The sequence below is a fragment of the Apibacter mensalis genome, from assembly GCF_001418685.1.
GTDB lineage: Bacteria > Bacteroidota > Bacteroidia > Flavobacteriales > Weeksellaceae > Apibacter > Apibacter mensalis.
The window spans coordinates 60,555-79,722 of sequence record NZ_LIVM01000005.1 but is presented as its reverse complement, the minus strand read 5'-3'; the positions used below and the strand labels follow the sequence as shown (position 1 = coordinate 79,722).

Annotated in this window: 14 protein-coding genes; 6 read left to right on the top strand and 8 right to left on the bottom strand. The window is 30.3% G+C overall.

Annotated elements, in window-relative coordinates; translation table 11 throughout:
* Position 1: 1 nt before the first annotated feature.
* Together ASC36_RS04650 and ASC36_RS04645 are read left to right on the top strand one after the other, a co-directional pair.
* Entirely contained in the window at positions 2-2,200 is a 2,199-nt protein-coding gene (locus ASC36_RS04650; RefSeq protein WP_055425328.1) for a PepSY domain-containing protein, read from the top strand.
* Entirely contained in the window at positions 2,200-3,252 is a 1,053-nt protein-coding gene (locus tag ASC36_RS04645) for an FAD:protein FMN transferase (protein ID WP_055425327.1), read from the top strand. The genes ASC36_RS04650 and ASC36_RS04645 overlap by 1 nt, the downstream gene beginning before the upstream one ends.
* A 3-nt stretch (positions 3,253-3,255) precedes the next feature.
* Here ASC36_RS04645 and ASC36_RS04640 read toward each other — a convergent pair whose 3' ends face one another.
* Positions 3,256-4,392 carry a glycosyltransferase family 4 protein gene (locus ASC36_RS04640; RefSeq protein WP_055425326.1) on the bottom strand — a complete coding sequence of 379 codons (1,137 nt, stop codon included), beginning with the start codon at positions 4,390-4,392 and terminating at the stop codon, positions 3,256-3,258.
* A 311-nt stretch (positions 4,393-4,703) separates the two neighbouring features.
* Positions 4,704-5,561, bottom strand: a complete 858-nt coding sequence (locus ASC36_RS04635; RefSeq protein ID WP_055425325.1) for an aldo/keto reductase — start codon at positions 5,559-5,561, stop codon at positions 4,704-4,706.
* A gap of 113 nt (positions 5,562-5,674) precedes the next feature.
* Here ASC36_RS04635 and araJ point away from each other — a divergent pair, with 113 nt between their 5' ends.
* The gene (araJ, locus tag ASC36_RS04630) at positions 5,675-6,829 is read left to right on the top strand and encodes an MFS transporter AraJ (RefSeq protein ID WP_055425324.1); all 1,155 of its coding nucleotides are present in this window, start codon (positions 5,675-5,677) and stop codon (positions 6,827-6,829) included.
* Positions 6,830-6,978: 149 nt separating this feature from the next.
* On the opposite strand, the gene ASC36_RS04625 is transcribed toward araJ, so the two are convergent.
* Positions 6,979-8,469 carry an aminotransferase-like domain-containing protein gene (locus tag ASC36_RS04625; RefSeq protein ID WP_055425323.1) on the bottom strand — a complete coding sequence of 497 codons (1,491 nt, stop codon included), beginning with the start codon at positions 8,467-8,469 and terminating at the stop codon, positions 6,979-6,981.
* Positions 8,470-8,591: 122 nt separating this feature from the next.
* On the opposite strand from ASC36_RS04625, the gene ASC36_RS04620 reads away from it, so the two are divergent.
* On the top strand, positions 8,592-10,397 hold the full coding sequence (locus tag ASC36_RS04620) for a TonB-dependent receptor plug domain-containing protein (protein WP_055425322.1): 1,806 nt from the start codon (positions 8,592-8,594) through the stop codon (positions 10,395-10,397).
* Positions 10,398-10,491: 94 nt separating this feature from the next.
* Here the strand turns inward: ASC36_RS04620 and ASC36_RS04615 are convergent, their stop codons facing one another.
* From ASC36_RS04615 to ASC36_RS04595, 5 genes are all read right to left on the bottom strand, one after another.
* Positions 10,492-10,779 (bottom strand): chaperone modulator CbpM, encoded by a 288-nt coding sequence (locus ASC36_RS04615; protein WP_055425321.1) that lies wholly within the window; start codon positions 10,777-10,779, stop codon positions 10,492-10,494.
* Between the two features lie 12 nt (positions 10,780-10,791).
* Complete coding sequence (locus tag ASC36_RS04610) at positions 10,792-11,703, bottom strand: DnaJ C-terminal domain-containing protein (protein ID WP_055425320.1); 912 nt, start codon at positions 11,701-11,703, stop codon at positions 10,792-10,794.
* 372 nt (positions 11,704-12,075) lie between these two features.
* A complete protein-coding gene (locus ASC36_RS04605) occupies positions 12,076-13,695 on the bottom strand; it encodes an aldehyde dehydrogenase family protein (RefSeq protein ID WP_055425319.1) in 1,620 nt (539 codons plus the stop codon).
* 360 nt (positions 13,696-14,055) lie between these two features.
* Positions 14,056-15,723 carry an amino acid permease gene (locus ASC36_RS04600; protein ID WP_055425318.1) on the bottom strand — a complete coding sequence of 556 codons (1,668 nt, stop codon included), beginning with the start codon at positions 15,721-15,723 and terminating at the stop codon, positions 14,056-14,058.
* A gap of 1,411 nt (positions 15,724-17,134) precedes the next feature.
* Positions 17,135-17,668: a DUF4136 domain-containing protein gene (locus ASC36_RS04595; RefSeq protein ID WP_055425317.1), complete on the bottom strand. Its 534-nt coding sequence runs from the start codon at positions 17,666-17,668 to the stop codon at positions 17,135-17,137.
* Between the two features lie 236 nt (positions 17,669-17,904).
* Here ASC36_RS04595 and ASC36_RS04590 point away from each other — a divergent pair, with 236 nt between their 5' ends.
* Positions 17,905-18,348, top strand: coding sequence for a BT0820 family HAD-type phosphatase (locus ASC36_RS04590; RefSeq protein WP_055425316.1), 444 nt, complete (start codon positions 17,905-17,907; stop codon positions 18,346-18,348).
* Positions 18,345-19,163: a type I methionyl aminopeptidase gene (map, locus tag ASC36_RS04585; RefSeq protein ID WP_055425315.1), complete on the top strand. Its 819-nt coding sequence runs from the start codon at positions 18,345-18,347 to the stop codon at positions 19,161-19,163. The genes ASC36_RS04590 and map overlap by 4 nt, the downstream gene beginning before the upstream one ends.
* Positions 19,164-19,168 lie beyond the last annotated feature (5 nt).

Genomic DNA, 19,168 nt, shown 5'->3' with positions numbered 1-19,168 from the left:
AATGACTCTTTCCATTTGGAGATATGCTCATTTAACTTTAGCATTACTATCTTTTATATTTTTAAGTATGGCTTCCATAACGGGATCCATACTAGCTTTTTATACAATTAAGGATAATACATCTCCGTATTGTATTCATGATTTAAATCGTATTAGTATTGCACAAACACTTTCTGTATTGCAATCTAAGATTCAGGAAATTTCTGAATTGGAAATCAATGAAAAATCTTATGTAAAATTACAAGGAATTGATAGAAACGGGGAGGAGGTAAAAGGGTATATAAATCCGAAAACTGGAGATATATTAGGTAAGCTTCAAATAGCCCCCCCTTTAATCCAGTGGGTAACTTCCTTACATAGATCTTTGTTTTTGCACGAAACCGGGCGAATACTTGTCGGTATCAATTCATTTTTACTTTTCTTGATAGCAATATCCGGAGGAATACTTGTACTAAAAAGACAAAAAAAATTCTGGAACTTTTTTTCAAAAATAAAGGGAATTACTTTTTCACAATATTATCATACCCTATTTGGACGATTCATGCTAATACCTATTAGCATAATTTCTATAACCGGAAGTTATCTGTGTATGGAAAGGTTCAATTTTTTTTCTAAAAATGCACAGAAAATTATTAATTATTCCGATTCATTCGATAGTTCAAACAAAGTACTATCATATAAAGACATTCCTATTTTTTCTCAAATTAAGCTTTCAGAAGTACGCAAAATAGAATTTCCATTTTCTGATGATCCGGACGAATATTTTATTGTAAAATTAAAGGATAAAGAATTAACAGTAAGTCCTTTGACAGGTGCAATCATTTCGCAATTAAATTATCCCATTTCTAAAAGGTTAGCAACTATAAGTTTAGATCTTCACACAGGCAGAACACATGTGATTTGGGCTGTCATTCTTTTTATTTCCTGCTTGTATATATTATTTTTTATAGAATCAGGATTTACTATAACATGGAAAAGGGGAAATCATCGTCTAAAAAATAAATATAGCCCTTCAGAAAGTAGAATTATTATTCTGGTAGGGTCAGAGAATGGCAGTACATTCAACTTTGCCCATGCTATACACCAACAATTGATTTCGCAAAATTATCTTTCCTATCTAACAGAGCTCAATAAGTACCAAGTATTTCCGAAAGCTGAATATATGCTTGTTCTAACCTCTACCTATGGAATGGGAGAAGCTCCTTCCAATGCCCGAAAATTCGAAACCCTTGTTAGAAAAAATCCCCAAAACCATTCCATTAAGTGTAGTGTATTAGGATTTGGTTCTAAATCTTATGACGATTTTTGTCTGTTTGCAGAAAATATAGATAAACAAATTAAAATGGAGCCATGGAGTGAATCGATTCTTGATTTGCATACTGTTAACAATAAATCTATTGAGGAATTTGTAGAATGGATAAAAAAATGGAATAATAAAACCGGTATAAAACTATATGCAGAATCTAAATTTTATAGAAGTAGACCTGAGAACGTTATAAAAATGAAGATAGAGGAGGTTTACATTCCTAAAGATACCAAAGAAACCTTTATAATAAAAATAAATCCCGGTAAAAAAAGCTTTACTTCAGGTGATATCTTAGCTGTTTATCCATATAAAGCTCCCAATGAAAGATATTATTCCATAGCTAAAGTTAATCACCAAATACAAATATCAATTAAATACTATCCATCCGGATTAGCATCAGAATATTTAATCAATCGGAATAAAGGTGATTATATTTATGGAAAGATAATAAATAATACTTCTTTTCATTTCCCCGATAAAGCCAATAAAGTAGTAATGATTGCAAATGGAACAGGGATAGGTCCTTTTTTAGGAATGATGGATCAAAATTTAAAAAAGATAAAGACTTATCTTTATTGCGGATTCAGACAACGAAGTGAAATTGTCGATAGGTATAGAAGTTTTTTAGAAGAACAAATTAATAAGGGAAATTTAGAACGATATAATTTTTCTTTTTCATTAGATTCAGAAAATAAATATGTGATGAATTTACTGCAAAAAGATAAGGATTTTTTGGTTCATTTGCTTGAAGAAGGAGGAGTAATAATGATTTGTGGAGCATTGCGGATGCAGATGAGTGTAGAAAAAGTTCTAGATGAAATAGTTTTTGAAAATAGCCTAAAAAAATGTATTGATTATAAAAAGAATAGACAAATTTTAATAGATTGTTATTGATGAATTTCATTATAAATAATAAAAAAAAGAATTGGAAAATAATACTATTATCAGCCATTTTTATTCTATCTTTTATAAACAGTAAAGCACAGGTTCAAAGAAACCGTACTGCAACGTTAATGGGGTGTAGATTTGATTTTTCAATTATAGCCGAAGATTCCTTATTGGCAGAAAAATATATAGACAAAGCTATAGATGAAATAGTTCGTATTGAAAATTTAATATCGGATTGGAAGCCCGATTCACAAGTATCAAAAGTTAATCTAAATGCCGGTATACAACCGGTTAAAGTAAATCGGGAAGTATGGGAACTTACCCGGAGAGCTATTAAAATTTCGGAGATGACCGAAGGTGCATTTGATATAAGTTTTGCCGCCGTGGATAAAATTTGGAAATTTGACGGATCTATGAAGAAAGTACCCTCTGCCGATCAAATCAAAGAATCCATTAAAAAAATAGGATATAAAAATATTATATTGGATACTTTACATTCTACCATTTTTTTAAAAATACCCGGAATGAAAATTGGTTTTGGATCCATAGGGAAAGGGTATGCAGCTGATAAAGCAAAAGAAAAAATGGTGAGAAATCATGTCAAAGCGGGAATTATCAATGCATCAGGAGACATAAGTGTTTGGGGCAATAAAAACAATGGAGAGGATTGGAAAATAGGAATAGTAAATCCCTTTGAACCCACTGATATTATAGGAGCTTTTACACTTAAGGATGTAAGTGTCACTACATCCGGTTCTTATGAAAAATATGTGGAACTCGGAGGTAAAAAATATTCTCATATTATCAATCCTCGCACCGGCTATCCGGTCAAAGGGATTAAGAGTGTTAGTGTGATAGGACCCAATGCTGAAACGGCAAACGGATTCAGTACATCAATAATGGTATTAGGAGTTAAAGCAGGATTTAGACTAATAAATCAATATCCGAATTATAGTTGTCTTATTATTACAGATAAGGGTAAAATTCTTAAATCGAAATATTTTAATACAAAAGTGGAAATTTATGACTCAGAATTAAAGCCTGCAACCAGCCCTTAATCATCAATCATCTACCAAACGTTGAAACAAATCGATCCATTTTTGCATGATTACATTTTGTGAATAACAAAGAACATTTTCAGAGGCTGCTTTCCCCATTCGTTTTCTTACATTTTCATTTTCAATTAAGTAGGAAAGTTTTTGTGCAAAAATATTTTTATTATTAAAGGGAACTAATAAGCCATCTACTTCATTATGGATGATCTCTTTTGGCCCACATTTACACATATAAGAAATTGGAGGAACTCCATGAACCATAGATTCAATTAATGTCAAGGGAAAGCCTTCGTATTTAGATGTCATCACATAAATGGAACTTTCCAGTAAAACAGAGCTAATATCTGAAGTTGCCGGATGTATCTCAACACTCGAACTTAGATGTAATCGCTCAATCATTTCTTTAAGCACTTTTTCTTTCTCACCATTTCCATAAATAGACAATTTCCAATCAGGATATTTTTGAGCTATCATATTCCATATTTCAATAAGGTGGTCAAATTGTTTTTGTTGATTTAACCTGCCTAAACTAATTACCCTTTTATTTTCAAGAAGTGCACGGTGATTAGGTATTAGAGTAAGTGGATTCTCAATTACCTCAAGATTGGTAATGTTTTTACCCCAAGATTCTTTATCTTCATTAGTTAAAACTATAAATCGGTCGAAATTCTTACATATATCATAATCTTTTTTACGGTATAAATAAGTAATTATTCTTCCTAGATAATAATTATCCAATTTAGAATAATATTGTGCACGTTTATACTTAGCAAAATGTCGTTCTATAATTTTTTTACTGCCATCATTCAATTCATAAATATATTTTGAATATTTACAAAAAGTTGAAATGACAATGTCGGGTTTCATATTCTGAAAAAGATTACCGATAGTTTGAAGGAAGATTTTTTTATTCTTTTTAAAATTTAAATGTTTTTTTAAACCTCTTTCTTTTTCAAAATCCAAATTCAGATAATGAAATTGAATATGGGAATTAAAATTGAAAAAAGTTTTTTTAGCAGAGGGATATATAACAACAATGTGAACTTCATACCCTTTATTAACCAGATAATTAGACTTAATTGAAATTACACGTTCTATTCCTCCGGAGTTATGAATATTACCAATACAATATACAATTTTCATTAAGAAATTGATTTTATTTAGGTTAATTTCTAAAATATTTTTACAATATAGTGCAAATGGACTTTAGTTGGGTTTATCTGAATTCACATATGGGAAATTTTATTGCTTGCTCGACTACTTACTAATCCGAGTCTCAGATTGGTAAAATCTTTTTTTATTGATTGAGCAATCCCAATTATTGAGATATAATTTTATTGAAAATAAATTAATTAATATTTTCCAAGTTTACAATTCAAATCCAATAAATAGGTGTTATTCTAACACGCTAAACGGAAGGTTTGTTTTAAAATAAGGGAACTATATAGTATCTATTATTTAATACCTTTTTTGGCAAAGTATTCTAAAAAATGATCGGGGTGAGCACCGGTCCTATCATTAGAATCTAAAGAATCTATTGTTTTTACATCCTCATCACTTAAATGAAAATCGAAAACATCGGCATTAGAAATAATTCTTTCTTTCTTAGTACTTTTAGGAATGGTTACAACCCCTTTTTGTAAATCCCATCTTATAATAATTTGTGCTACGCTTTTATTATATTTTTGAGCCAATTCTAGAAGTAATGGGTCATGGAACAAAGCACCTCTTTTTAAAGGAGACCAAGCTTCGTATTGAATTTGACTTTTTTTACAAAAATCCAATAAATTTTGTTGTACTAAATTTGGATGAAATTCCATTTGATTTACCATAGGAACTGTTAGTCCCCTATCTATAATTTTTTGGATATGATGTTGCAAGCAGTTACATAAGCCTATAGCACGTATTCTACCGGCTTTATATAATTCTTCCATAGCTTTCCATGCTTCCAAATAATATTCCGGATGAGGCCAATGAATTAAATATAAATCAAGATAATCAAGGCCGAGTTTTTGCATTGATTCATCAAACGCTTTGAATGTATCTTCATACTTTTGTCGGCTAAACCATATTTTGGTAGTTACAAAAATTTCTTCGCGAGGTAGGGAAGCTGTTTTGATTGCTTTCCCAACTCCTTCTTCATTATAATAATATGCAGCCGTATCTATATGTCGATATCCGGCATCTAAGGCATCATGTATAGCAGTAATTACCTCCTGTCCTCCATCAGCTTTATACACTCCTAAACCCAAGTAAGGCATTTTTACACCATTGGAAAGAGTAGCTGTTCCTGAAACATCTGTTATATTCATGATCTCTATATTATATTTTAATCAAATATACGATAAATATTTCTTTTATGGGAATTTATGAGATAAATAATAATTTCTTATAATTTTATTCGTTAAGGAAACATCGAGTGGTTATGAAAAAATCTACAATAGCTTTGGCATTAGGTACATTAGGATTAGGGATGTCCGAATTTAGTATGATGGGTATACTTCCTGATATCGCCTCTAATATGTCCATAAATATTACTGAAGCAGGTCATTTTATTTCGGCCTATGCAATCGGTGTAGCAATAGGAGCTCCTTTGTTAGTTTTAATATCCGGTAGACTTCCCTTAAAAAGGATTTTGTTACTATTAATTAGTATTTTCATACTGGGTAATTTATCTTTTGCATTATGTTCCAATTATGAATTGAATTTGTTTTTCAGATTTATTTCAGGTTTTCCTCATGGAGCTTATTTTGGTGTCGGTTCCATTGTTGCCAGTAAACTAGCTCCTAAAGGAAAAGGAACTTCTGCAGTTTCGGGAATGATTTCGGGTATGACTATAGCTAACCTGTTAGGTGTACCTTTAGGTACATTCATAAGTCATCAGTTTTCTTGGAAAATTACATACTTTCTTATAGCATTATTAGGAGTTATAATTTTCATATCAATCAAAAAATTTGTTCCGGAGTTAAAACCGCTCCCTTATACTAGGTTTAAAGACCAGTTTTATTTTTTAAAGAATTTAAATCCATGGATTCTTATTTTAACAATTATAGTAGGAAATGGAGGTATTTTTTGCTGGTATAGCTATATAAATCCCATTATGACAAAATCAGTTGGTTTTTCAGAAGAAGCCATAACAGGAGTTATGATGTTTGCAGGATTAGGAATGGTAGTAGGTAATATATTAAGTGGTAAATTGTCGGACAAATTTTCTCCACAAAAAGTAGCCACGGCAACCCAAGGATTGGCAATGCTATCTTTATTATCGTTCTTTTTTTTCTGTAATTCTCAATTTATTTCTTTACTGCTTATGTTCATATGCACCGGTTGCTTGTTTGCTGTATCAGCTCCTCAACAAATACTATTGTTGTATAATTCAAAGGGAGGGGAAATGTTGGGATCGGCAATGGCACAAGTTGCTTTTAATATCGGAAATGCACTAGGCGCTTTTTTAGGAGGTATTCCCATAAGTAAAAATTATTCCTACGAATATAGTGCCTTGCCGGGTGTAGGATTAACGTGTATTGGTTTTTTTATATTTTTATATTACACCCATGTCAGGGCAAAGTTAAGCAACTAAATGAATTTAATTATATTTAGTTTACATCAAGCGTTAAAGCTTTTAATATTTATGATTGGAAAAATAAACTTTTAAAATAACCTAAAAATAAGAAATAATTTTGTATTACATTTTATCAAGTTGTTACGAATATTTTATTAACGCAGCTATTATTTTTTCAAAAGTAATAACGAAGATTTAATTCTCTGAATTATTTTTTCCATTTCATCAGTAGTAAAACTTCCAAATCCTATTCTCATAGCTGATATATTTTGTGTTTGATATAGCAAGGATTTAGGAATGAACAGATCTTCCTTTTGACAGTATTCCCGTAATTTCATCAGATTTACAGATGAATTCCATTGAGTCCAAATAGCCAATCCACCTGAAGGTAAAGAGAAATTTACATACTCTTTCAAATGAGTAATTAATAATGAAGCAAGAAAATCTCTTCTTTCTTTGTATATGGCAGAGGTTCTTCTCAGATGTCTGTGAATCTCGCCCTCTTCAATTAATTCACCCAATGCATATTCCATAAAAATATCACCTTGTCTATCAAGCATATTTGAAAATTTTTGCATTTCTAAAATTAAATTTTCAGGAGCTATCACAAAGCCCATACGAAATCCAGGAACTAAAGATTTTCCGAAAGAACCGATATAAACAACCATTCCCGAAGTGTCAGCACTAGCTAGAGAAAGAACCCGATTGTTTTCATAATAAAAATCATAATCATAATCATCCTCTAAAATAATAAACCCATAATATTGAGAAAGTTCTAATAATTCTAATCGACGTTTAGCACTCAATGATACGGTCGTTGGATAGTGATGGTGCGGGGTAAGATACAACATACGGATCTTTCTTTTTTGACAAATTTTTTTAACTGCTTCTACAGAAATACCTTCCTCATCCACAGGAATGGTTATTATTTCTGCACCAACCTTTTGTAGGATCATATTGGTAACAAAATAACTAAGCTCTCCAACCAGCACTATATCTTTAGGAGAAATAAGCAGTTCGGCGGCAATATATACTCCCATTTCTATACTTCGTGTTATAAGAAGATTCTTTTGTGAAATATGCAACCCACGAGTTAAATTTAAAAAATTAGATAAATTTTTTTTAAAATATTCACTTTTTTCATTAGTCTCATTATAACCTTTGTTAAGAGGTCTTTTTCTTTTTAGATTAGAAGAATAGAGACTCGATAACTTGTGAATTTGTAGTAATCGTGTATCAGGTATTCCATCGTTTAATACCCAAGAGCATGTTGAAGATTCAAAAGGATTATCCCATAAATTGGACGTTTTATATGAAAATCCTGTTTTTGAAGGATAATGAGTTAAATATTCTTTAGATATGATTTTAATTTTTTTATTAGCATCACTGACTTTTTGAATGATAAAACTCCCCTTATTGGGATGTACCTCAATCCATCCTTGGGCATCTAATTCATCATATACTTTAACTATAGTATTACGATTTACAGTAAGAAGATTGCTTAAAATACGTGTTCCGGGGAGTCGGGTACCTTTAATTAAATAACCTCTTTGAATGGCATTGATTATCTGAGTAGTAATTTGTAGATACACAGAAACATTAGAATTTCGATTTATATGTATAAAACTACGATAAGGAAGTAAATCCGGACTAGTCATAATAATAAAACTGGTATAGTTTAATCATCCGGAAAGATACTACCTTTGTTTAAAATTTCAATTAAAAATTATTTTTAATAAGCTAACGTGGACATTAGGATATAAAACTAACAAGTAAGAATATGAAACTGTTTATTTCAATTATGGTCTTATTTATGTATTTAGTACTAGCTGCGCAACAGGATAGGGAACTTGAAGAAGTGGTTATTCAAGGAAAAACCCTATCCTTACCTTTTAATAAAACTTCACAAAATGTTCAGATAATTACTAAAGAACAAATTAAAGCTATGCCTGCCTCCAGCATTGAAGAAGTGCTTTCTTATTATTCGGGAATAGATATTAGACAAAGGGGAGCGCATGGAGTGCAGGCAGATGTGAGCATTAGAGGAAGTTCTTTTGAACAGGTATTGATTCTTATCAATGGCATACGAATGAATGATAGCCAGACCGGGCATAATACGATGAATATTCCGCTGGATTTAGCTTCAATAGAACGAATTGAAATTGTAAAAGGTCCTTCAGCTCGACGTTTTGGACAAAATGCGTACGCCGGATCTATTAATATTGTTACCCGTCCATCGGGTAAGAATGATATAACGATTTCAAGCTCCGGAGGTGGTTTCAATACGTATTCATTAGGTGCAGCATTAAATAGGACAGGAAAGAAATTTTCACAATTTTTACAAGCTGAAACTTCTCAATCCGATGGATATCGTTACAATACAGATTATCAGGTCAAAAGTGTATGGTATCAGAATCAATATAAGTTAAACCTGGGGGAGATTCGTATGCAAGGAGGATTCATAAATAAAAAATTTGGGGCCAACGGGTTTTATTCTTCTCCATTAGCAAAAGATCAATATGAAGCAAATCAAACTTCAATGGTAAGCATAGGTTGGAGTCAAAAATTCCGAAATTTTAAGTGGGTATCCAATGCATATTGGAGAAGATCTCAAGATGAATATGTATTTGAAAGGGATAAACCATCCAAGTATAGAAACTTTCATATAGGTAATAATGCAGGAATAGAAGCAAATACTAATTACACATCATTTTTAGGAATTACTGGAGTCGGATTGGACTTTAGAAAAGAATATTTATCCTCCAATAATTTAGGTGATAATCAACGCACAGTTTATTTTGCATTTTTGGAACATCGATTTACGTTTTTTAAAAATAAGTTGGATATTACTCCGGGAATCAGTTTTTCCGATTATTCGGATTTTGGAAATTTTTGGTATCCGGGAATAGATGTAGGATATAGAATTGATCAACAAAATAAATTGTTTGCTAATCTAGGAAAAACATATAGAATACCTACTTATACAGATCTTAATTATTCAGATCCTATTAATGAAGGAAATTCCAAATTAAAACCTGAAAATGCATTATCTTATGAATTGGGATATCGATTGATGCATAAAAATATAAAAACTACCATTAGTCTTTTTAGACGAGAATCCAAAAAGAGTATAGATTGGACCAAAGACAGTGAAGAAGATAGATGGAAACCGGAAAATATTACTCGGATAAACACGAATGGAGTAGAAGTGGAGTTCAATTATAATTTTATAGTTTCTTTATTCAATTCTGTTAGTTTGGGTTATACCTATTTGGATAATAATATGAAATATTCTAAACGAGCTTATTCCAGATCTTCATTAGATAATTTAAGACACCAATTGGTTGTAAAATTAGAACATAAACTTATTAAAAATATTTCAAATCAAATTATTTACAGATATAACGATAGAGTAAATCTGGACGATTACCATTTATTGGATGATCGTATTATGTATCAAACTAATAATATACAGTTATATATTCAAATGACCAATATTCTAAATACGAAATACACGGAAACCAATTTGGTTCCTATGCCGGGAAGATGGATACAAGGAGGTATAGTTTTTAAGAATTTTTTATAAAGTTTGTACACATATACAATAGCCATACATTTTTGAAATGTATGGCTATTGTATATATTGATTAATAAAATTTCGAATAATAGAATATTTCTATTCATTCATAAAATTTAAGTCTATTTTTAAGTTCAGTCATTTCATGTTGGAGTTTTTGAATTTTATAAAGTAAATTTTTAACAGCATCAATTCCGGCAAGATTTATATCCATATCATAAAACATCCTAGAGTATGATTCTAAATCGGAAAGAATATCAAAAGGAATGTATTTTATTTGTTCCTTTTGAACTGTATGAATAAGCCCCAGGTTCTCTAAATTCTCAATAAATGACACATCTACATTATAATGGTTGGAATATTCTTCTATAGTGATCAAATCATTTTTCATGTATCAATAATTTTATGATTCTGCTAATTGTTTGAATAAATTTTTTTGCTTTTCAGTTAGATGAGTAGGTATTTTTATTTGGTAAGTCACAAATAAATCTCCATGCTCTCCCTCTTTTTTATATACAGGAAAACCTTTTCCTTTCAAACGAACCTTAGTACCATTCTGTGTGCCCGGACTTACTTTAAGTTTAACTTTTCCGTCAAGAGTATTTACAGTAATTTCTCCTCCTAATACTGCAGTATAAAGGTCTATTTCAGCAGTAGTGGTTAAATCATTATTTAATCTTTTAAATTTTGGATCTTCTAAAAGAATGAAAGTAATATAAAGATCTCCGTTTGGTCCTCCATTTGCACCCGGTCCACCTTGACCTTTCAGTTTTATTTGCTGCCCATTCGAAACACCGGCAGGAATAGTAATACGTATTTGTTTTCCATTAATATTAAGGGTCTGCTTATGAGTATTGGCCGCATCTCTTAAGGAAATCCGTAATTCTGTTGTATAATCTTGCCCTTTAAATTGAGAGCTCCTTCGATTGGTTCTACCGCTTCTTCCTCCAAAAAGATCGCTAAAAAAATCAGAAAAATCTTCCGTACCAAAACCCTGTGAGAATCCTTCAAATGGATTACCGGAATTGTCATAGTAATATTGATTACTACCGCCACCTTGCTGTTGACGTGCTTGTTCAAATTTTTCTGCATGTTTCCAGTTTTCCCCGTACTGATCGTATTTCTTTCGTTTTTCAGGATCACCAAGAACTTCATTGGCTTCATTTATCTGCTGAAACTTTACGTTTGCTTCTTTATCATTAGGATTCAGATCCGGATGATATTTTCTTGCTAATTTACGGTAAGCTTTTTTAATATCGTCCTGAGAAGCATTTTTACTTAATCCTAAAACTTTATAATAGTCAATATATGCCATATAGTATAAATCAAATTTTTATATTGGTAGATATTTTGTCTAATACTTTTCGCTACAAATTCTAAACCAAAGTAAACTATATCACACATTTATCCATATTTATATTAAAAGCAAAATGAATAGCAACTCTTAATTATCTTGATACAATTTTAAACTATAAGCAGAAGATAACCATATACATCGGTACTTGAAATCTGAATCTACATAAAGTTATAATTATCAATAATATAGTTGTCTAAATTTTGAAAAAAATAATTAAATCTTGTATATAAAAATTGTAGAATATTGCATATAAAAAATAAAACCATCTATACAAAAATAGATGGTTTCATTTTATAAAATAATTGATATTATAAGATAAAAAACCTCGTATTAGCTTAATCTCGATGATTTACCACTCTTAATGACAGTGTCAATCAAATTATCATTTGATTGGGTATCCTTAGTAGCTACAACAGAGTCGATTGATAGGGCATATAAAGCGTCAATGGTCGATAGAGTGCCTAAAGCTGAATTCTTTCTTCCGTTAAAAGGAAGGGTGTCAGGACCTCTTTGGCATTGAGCATTAATATTGATTCTACCGACCTGACAACATAAAGCATCAACAAGATAGGATACAGTATCTTCATCATTACTGAAGATTGCTGCTTGTTGTCCTTTAGTGGAATTGGTTATATAGCTAATTGGAGATTCAAGATCATCAAAAGGAACTATCGGTATAATAGGAGCGAATTGCTCATTGTTATATAATAGATTCATTTTTTCATTAGCAGGATAAATGACAGTAGGACTAACTAATGAATTTAAAATTTGTCCTCCTCCGTTTTCTTTATTGATAATTTCACCCTTATTTTGCAAAGCTTCATCAATACATTTTTGAACATATTGAGGTTTATCAGGCTCAGCTAAAGGAGTAATAGTTACATTTTCTTCCCATGGCATTCCCACTTTTAATTTAGATATTTCCTGAGTGAATTTTTTATTAAATTCATCAGCAACGGAAGAATGAACAAAGATTATTTTTAAAGCTGTACATCTTTGTCCATTGAATGAAAAGGAACCTAAAACGGCTTCTTTCACTGCTAAATCTATATCAGCTGTTTTGTCTATAATAGCCGCATTTTTAGCATCTAACCCTAACACGGAGTGTAGACTGTTTGCATTAGGATGTTCTTTAATCATTCCATTTACTACTTTGCTGGAACCAATAAATGCCAATACATTGATTTTACCTGATTGCATAAGTGCCGGAATAACATCTTTACCTCTACCATATAAAGTGTTGATAACTCCTTTAGGGAAACATTCTTTAAATGCATTTAATAAAGGTTCGAACAATAAAGTACCACGACGAGGAGGCTTAAATAAAACGGTGTTACCCATTAATAAAGCAGGTATTAAAGTCGCAAAAGTCTCATTTAAAGGATAATTGTAAGGTCCCATACAAAGGACAACACCATAGGGAGACTTTTTTACTTGAGCAACAACACCTTCATCAGCCTTAGTTCTGGATGAATTAATATCTAATTCTTTAAGCGCTTCAATGGAGCATTTTATTGCATCTACTGTTCTATCAAATTCTTTTTCAGAGTCTTTATAGCTTTTACAAATTTCCCAAACTAGTAATTTTACTACTTTTTCTCTTTGCTCAACCATTTTTACGATGAAATTTTCCATCGCAGAGATTCTTTGAGAAACTGACATAGACGGCCATTCTCCTCTCCCCCCATTAAAGGCTTTTAATGCTGACTTTAAGGCCAGATCGGATTCCTTTGTGGTACAGATTGGGTAGCTGCCTAATTTAGTTTTGATTAACTCATCAGTAGAGCTCGAACGAGTATAAATAGGAGAATAAACTTCTTGAAATGGACCTTCCCATTCAATAAATTCTCCATCGATCAAGACCCTTTTTTGAGAGATTTCGTTTTGAAGTCGAAAATGTTCAGGAATTTCATTTTCTTTTGGAAAAAAATTTATTAAGTTCTGATTCATAATACTTAATTATAATTATTGAGCAAGAAAAAATTTACTTTCAAGCTAGTTAGCATTTGCAAAGATACTAAGTTTATTTTTTTTTGACAGGATTATTTTTGTGTTCATATGAAAGGAATAAAGTAAAAACTGAAAATAAAAGAAACTTTTTTTTTTTAAAATATTGAAAGATAAATGTATATAGTTTAATGATGTAAAAAATATGTTTTTAAAAATAATTAAAATATTTTTATCATGACATCATGAATTGGGATTACTACATTTTCATATGACTTCAATTAAATGAAAATAATTAAGTTTTAAGTAATTTATTCTAATTTATTTGAAGAATTAATAATTAAAAACAAACAATTTTAAAATTTACTTATCATTGGTAGTTTGTAATAACTTTTCAAGTTTACTGTTTTTTCTTCCATATAAGAAGTATATAGTTAATCCAATTAGTAACCATAATATAAACATTCCCCAATTAGACCATCCTAATTCAGTCATTAAATATAGGTTAAATAGTATACCAAGAACAGGTATTAGTGAGAATTTATATTTTAATGCACCTATAGATATACCCAACCATATAATCCAAAAAATGATTAGTAAAGGTTTTATAGTAAGGATTTCTTTGTAATTGGTTTGGGAAAAAAATAAGGTTATTCCCAAACAAAAAGTTAAAGGAATTACATATTGACCGTTTATATAAATTAATTTAAACTTCGCTTGTTTAGAAAGATCTTTATTGTCCAAATATAATACTCCTGAACATACTAATATAAAAGCGAAAAATGTACCCACACTTGTCAGATCAACAACCAACTGCATATCTAAAAACATGGCAGGTATACCAACAAAAAAACCGGCAATAATAGTTGCAAAACCAGGAGTATGATATTTTTTATGTATAGAGCCAAAAGGCTTCCATAATAACCCGTCTCGACTCATTGTCATCCATATTCTTGGTTGTCCGATCTGGTATACAAGAATAGCTCCCGTCATGGCAATAACCGCACTAACGGAAATAATTCCGGCTATAAAATTTATTCCTATTTTATTAAACACGTATGCTAAAGGATCATCCACACGTAACTCCTTATAATTAACCATACCCGTCAATATTAAAGCAATTGAAGCGTATAAAACGGTACAAATTATAATGCAATAAAGCATGGCTCGAGGCAAATCTCTTTGTGGGTTTTTAGCTTCTTCGGCAGTAGTAGATATAGAATCAAATCCGATAAAAGAAAAAAACACGGCTGCAACTCCGCCCATGACTCCTCCTAAACCGTTAGGGGAAAAAGGTGACCAATTATCCGGTTTTACATAAAATGCACCTATTAAAATAATGCCTATGATAACGGACAATTTAATCCAAACTAGAGCATTGCTGACACGGGTAGATTCCTTTATCCCTACATAAGCTAGGGAAGTTACTAATAGTGTGATTAAACCTGCAGGTAAATTAAAAATTATTTTAATATTAGCAAATTCGGGGGCAGATTGATATATTTTTGAAAGTTTAAGATCATTTTCAGATATAGTTGATGGATGTGCTAAAGATGCAAGATAAGCCCTATGAGCATTCCAATAATCAATGGAAAGCCAATCAGGCCAATGAATGCCGAAACCTTGTAACATAGAGACAAAATATCCGGACCAGGAAATAGCTATCACCATATTGGATACAGCATATTCTAATATTAAAGCCCAACCTATGGTCCAAGCAAATATTTCACCTAAGGAAACATAAGTATAGGTATAGGCGCTACCGCTTACCGGAATCATAGATGCAAATTGAGCATAGCACAATGCAGTAAATATACAGGCAACAGCTACTAGGATAAAGAGCAATGAAATGGCGGGTCCCCCTTCATAAGAGGCTCTTCCAATGGTGCTGAAAATGCCGGCGCCTATAATCGCAGCAATTCCAAAAAACGTTAAATCCTTTACAGTTAAAACTCTACTTAATTCAGATTTTTGTGTTGTATCCTGTAAATCAGATATATTTTTTTTACGAAAAAATGTGTTAAAATTCATTCCGGCTTTTTTGAATTTTTAAATAAAGGAAATGATATTAAGTGCAAAAGTATAAATATCTTTTAATTCATATTTAAATATTGGAAAGTTTTTACAAATGTTTTAAAAAAAATAATAATGCAACTATTCTAAATCATATTTTTTTTGATTATATTTATCTTAAATTAAGTTATAATTCAGTTAAAAATTAATAATATGAAAATTGATTTATGTTTTATCAGTTCTTTTTTTGTTTAGGAATTACTAGTCGAATGTTGTTTTTCTCAATTGAGATTAAATATTGTATATCAATAATATATATGTTAAATATAGTGAAGTAATTAGTAGAATAGATACTCCTTTAAGAATATTTTATTGGTCTAAATGTAAATTTATTTTTTCTAATTTTAAGTTAATAAAATATACGATACCCATTTTAGGTAAGCGTAAAACTATTTATGAAAGACAATTTAAATTGTAGTATCCTAAAGCTTACTATTTAAATTTAATTACTATGTTTTATATAATTAAAATTATGGATGAAGTTATATTTCAAGGGAAACAAATCAAGAAGCAAAAAATTTTAGTGTTAAACTCTTTGATATATCCTATGAATGTCCACAAACTTGAAAAACTATCTTACAATTAAAAATTAAGTGATCGAAAATAGAATATTTAACTCATTTATTGAAGCGAAATATAAAATTTTAAATAATTAGATGTCGTAAGCACTTATTATTCTTTTTCCGTTACAATATTAAATCAAACTTTTTAAGATAGCACAATTTTGTCGAAGTTAAAAATGAAATTTTAGGAGGGTTAGATTATTTGCATTTAACAATTGATGACAAAGGGTTTCAAAACATATATGATGTAGTGAATGTATATATTATAGCTATGGTAAAAGAATATGTGGAGAGTAAATCAGAACATTCTTAACCCATAAAACAATTTTGTAAAAAGTTGTTAGGTAAAAACCGTGTAAATTTTAATTTAGTAAAAACTTAATGGGGATGATATTTTGATGAAGATTAAGGTTCTATAATATGGAATATACGATGCCTTCAAATTTTTTTTTCAAAGTGTAAGTTCTCCCGTTAAAAAAAATTTTAAATCAATAGGATATATATTATAAAAAAATATCGTTTCAATTAAACCATCCTTTTTATTATCAAAAACCTTAATTAATAATTTTTCGGATTATGCGCTATCATTAGGTAAAATAGAAGGAGCGTTAAAAATTATGGAATACAATATAAAACCTGATCTTCAACTCCTAAATATAAAAATAAAAATATTGAAGAGAAGATATATAATAAAATTAAATGTAAAGAAATTAATTTAATTCAATTGAAATTAAAAAATATTCATATAGAATAGATTAGATTACTTAGTAAAGCCTCAAAATTTAAATTTTGAGAATTTATTAATTTTAATAATATGAATTATCTTTTTTTCTAGGTGGATAATAGTTAAATATTTTTTGAATTGCCTTACTTATTTGTTCATCTTTATTTCTGATATTACCAACATCAAATCCATCAACCATACCTTCCCAAACTAAAATATTTTTCTTAGAATCAACTAAATGGAAAGTTAATTTTCCTTCTCGCGATTCATAAACTGTACTGGAAGGAGCCCAATAATATCCCCAACCCCAAGGACCGTTCCAATAAGGGTCATTATCTACATTAATTACTTTTTTAGAAGAAGCAAGAACATTTACTATTAGATCACCATTGGTGCTTTCGGTTAATCCCTTACTTTTTAGTTGCTGCTCTAAAGCACGTATAATGCGACTTTTGTCAATGTCATTCAATTTTAATTTATCAATACCTTGTTGATAGATTGTAAATGAGTTATAATTTGAAAAATTAACCGTTTTATCAAAATCATAAGAGGTAGTTAATGCACAGCTAGATAGTAAAATGCAAAAAGCAGCCATAATTAAAAGTTTAAATTTCATAGACTTTTATTTTTAAATTAATATTATTTAAATTAAACTTCCACATCTAATATTATACCAAAATTTCTAGAAATAATATTCAAATTTGATAAGAATGAGTTCAAAAATTATGTCTAGCTAAAAACCAATTGAATAACTAAAAATTAATTGATTAAAAACTTGTAAATTTGAAAAATTAATGACAATTTAGAATACTTAACATAAAAAATAAATAAAATTAATTTGTAGTATATTATATGAATAATAAGATTATAGCTATAGATTTTGATGGAACAATTGTGGAAGATAAATACCCTGAAATTGGTAAACCAATGATTTTTGCTTTTGAAACCATGAGAAAACTTCAAAGTAAAGGCTTTCGTTTAATTCTATGGACCTATAGACATGGCAAGAGACTAGACGAAGCAGTTCAATTTTGTTATAAAAATGGAATTGAATTTTATGCAGTAAATTCTAGTTTTGAAGGGGAAATATTTGATAAAGAAACCCAAAGTAGGAAAATAAATGCAGATTATTTTATAGATGATAGGAACTTAGGAGGATTTCCCGGTTGGGGCGAAGTGTATGAAATTATAAAGGAAAAAATAGAATTTGGTGTAGAAGGAAGACAAGTGCAGCCCTACTCAAAAACAAAACATAAAAATAAGAGAGGCTTTTTTTCAAGAATTTTTAAATTATGATACAGTTAAAAACAAGAGAAGAAATTGAATTGATGTACGAAAGTGCTCAATTGGTTTCTAAAACTTTGGGGATATTGGCTAAGGAAGTTAGACCGGGGGTTACTACATTATATCTAGATAAAATCGCTGAAGAATACATAAGAGATCATGGTGCTGTTCCCGGTTTTTTAGGGTTGTATGATTTTCCTAATACACTTTGTATGTCTCCCAATGAGCAAGTAGTTCATGGTATACCTAATCATAAGCCGCTTAAGGATGGAGATATTATTTCCATTGATTGCGGAGCATTAAAAAATGGATTTTACGGAGACCAAGCTTTTACATTTGCTGTGGGTACTATTGATCCTGAAATTGATAAAATGATGCGTATTACCAGACAAAGCTTGTATGCAGGAATAAAAAAATGTAAAGTGGGAAATAGAATAGGGGATATAAGTTTTGCCATTCAATTAATTTGTGAAAATGCTGGATACGGGGTAGTACGAGAATTGGTTGGTCATGGATTAGGTAAAGAAATGCATGAAGACCCACAAGTTCCAAATTATGGAAGAAAAGGCAGTGGTCCAAAAATCGAAGAAGGGTTGGTAATAGCTATTGAACCAATGGTTAACTTAGGAACTTATAAAGTTAAATTTCATAATGATGGTTGGACTGTTACAACTCGAGACAATCAGCCCTCCTGTCATTTTGAACACGATGTAGCGGTAGTAAATGGAGAACCTAAATTACTATCAACCTATAAATATATAAATGAAGCCTTGGGGATTACTTCAAATGAAGAAGATGAATTTTTATACAATTTTATGCATGATTAATTCAG

Coding starts and splice junctions, on each gene's coding strand:
- ASC36_RS04650 (WP_055425328.1), top strand. CDS start 2: ATGACTCTTTCCATTTGGAGATATGCTCATTTAACTTTAGCATTACTA.
- ASC36_RS04645 (WP_055425327.1), top strand. CDS start 2,200: ATGAATTTCATTATAAATAATAAAAAAAAGAATTGGAAAATAATACTA.
- ASC36_RS04640 (WP_055425326.1), bottom strand. CDS start 4,392: ATGAAAATTGTATATTGTATTGGTAATATTCATAACTCCGGAGGAATA.
- ASC36_RS04635 (WP_055425325.1), bottom strand. CDS start 5,561: ATGAATATAACAGATGTTTCAGGAACAGCTACTCTTTCCAATGGTGTA.
- araJ (WP_055425324.1), top strand. CDS start 5,675: ATGAAAAAATCTACAATAGCTTTGGCATTAGGTACATTAGGATTAGGG.
- ASC36_RS04625 (WP_055425323.1), bottom strand. CDS start 8,469: ATGACTAGTCCGGATTTACTTCCTTATCGTAGTTTTATACATATAAAT.
- ASC36_RS04620 (WP_055425322.1), top strand. CDS start 8,592: ATGAAACTGTTTATTTCAATTATGGTCTTATTTATGTATTTAGTACTA.
- ASC36_RS04615 (WP_055425321.1), bottom strand. CDS start 10,779: ATGAAAAATGATTTGATCACTATAGAAGAATATTCCAACCATTATAAT.
- ASC36_RS04610 (WP_055425320.1), bottom strand. CDS start 11,703: ATGGCATATATTGACTATTATAAAGTTTTAGGATTAAGTAAAAATGCT.
- ASC36_RS04605 (WP_055425319.1), bottom strand. CDS start 13,695: ATGAATCAGAACTTAATAAATTTTTTTCCAAAAGAAAATGAAATTCCT.
- ASC36_RS04600 (WP_055425318.1), bottom strand. CDS start 15,723: ATGAATTTTAACACATTTTTTCGTAAAAAAAATATATCTGATTTACAG.
- ASC36_RS04595 (WP_055425317.1), bottom strand. CDS start 17,668: ATGAAATTTAAACTTTTAATTATGGCTGCTTTTTGCATTTTACTATCT.
- ASC36_RS04590 (WP_055425316.1), top strand. CDS start 17,905: ATGAATAATAAGATTATAGCTATAGATTTTGATGGAACAATTGTGGAA.
- map (WP_055425315.1), top strand. CDS start 18,345: ATGATACAGTTAAAAACAAGAGAAGAAATTGAATTGATGTACGAAAGT.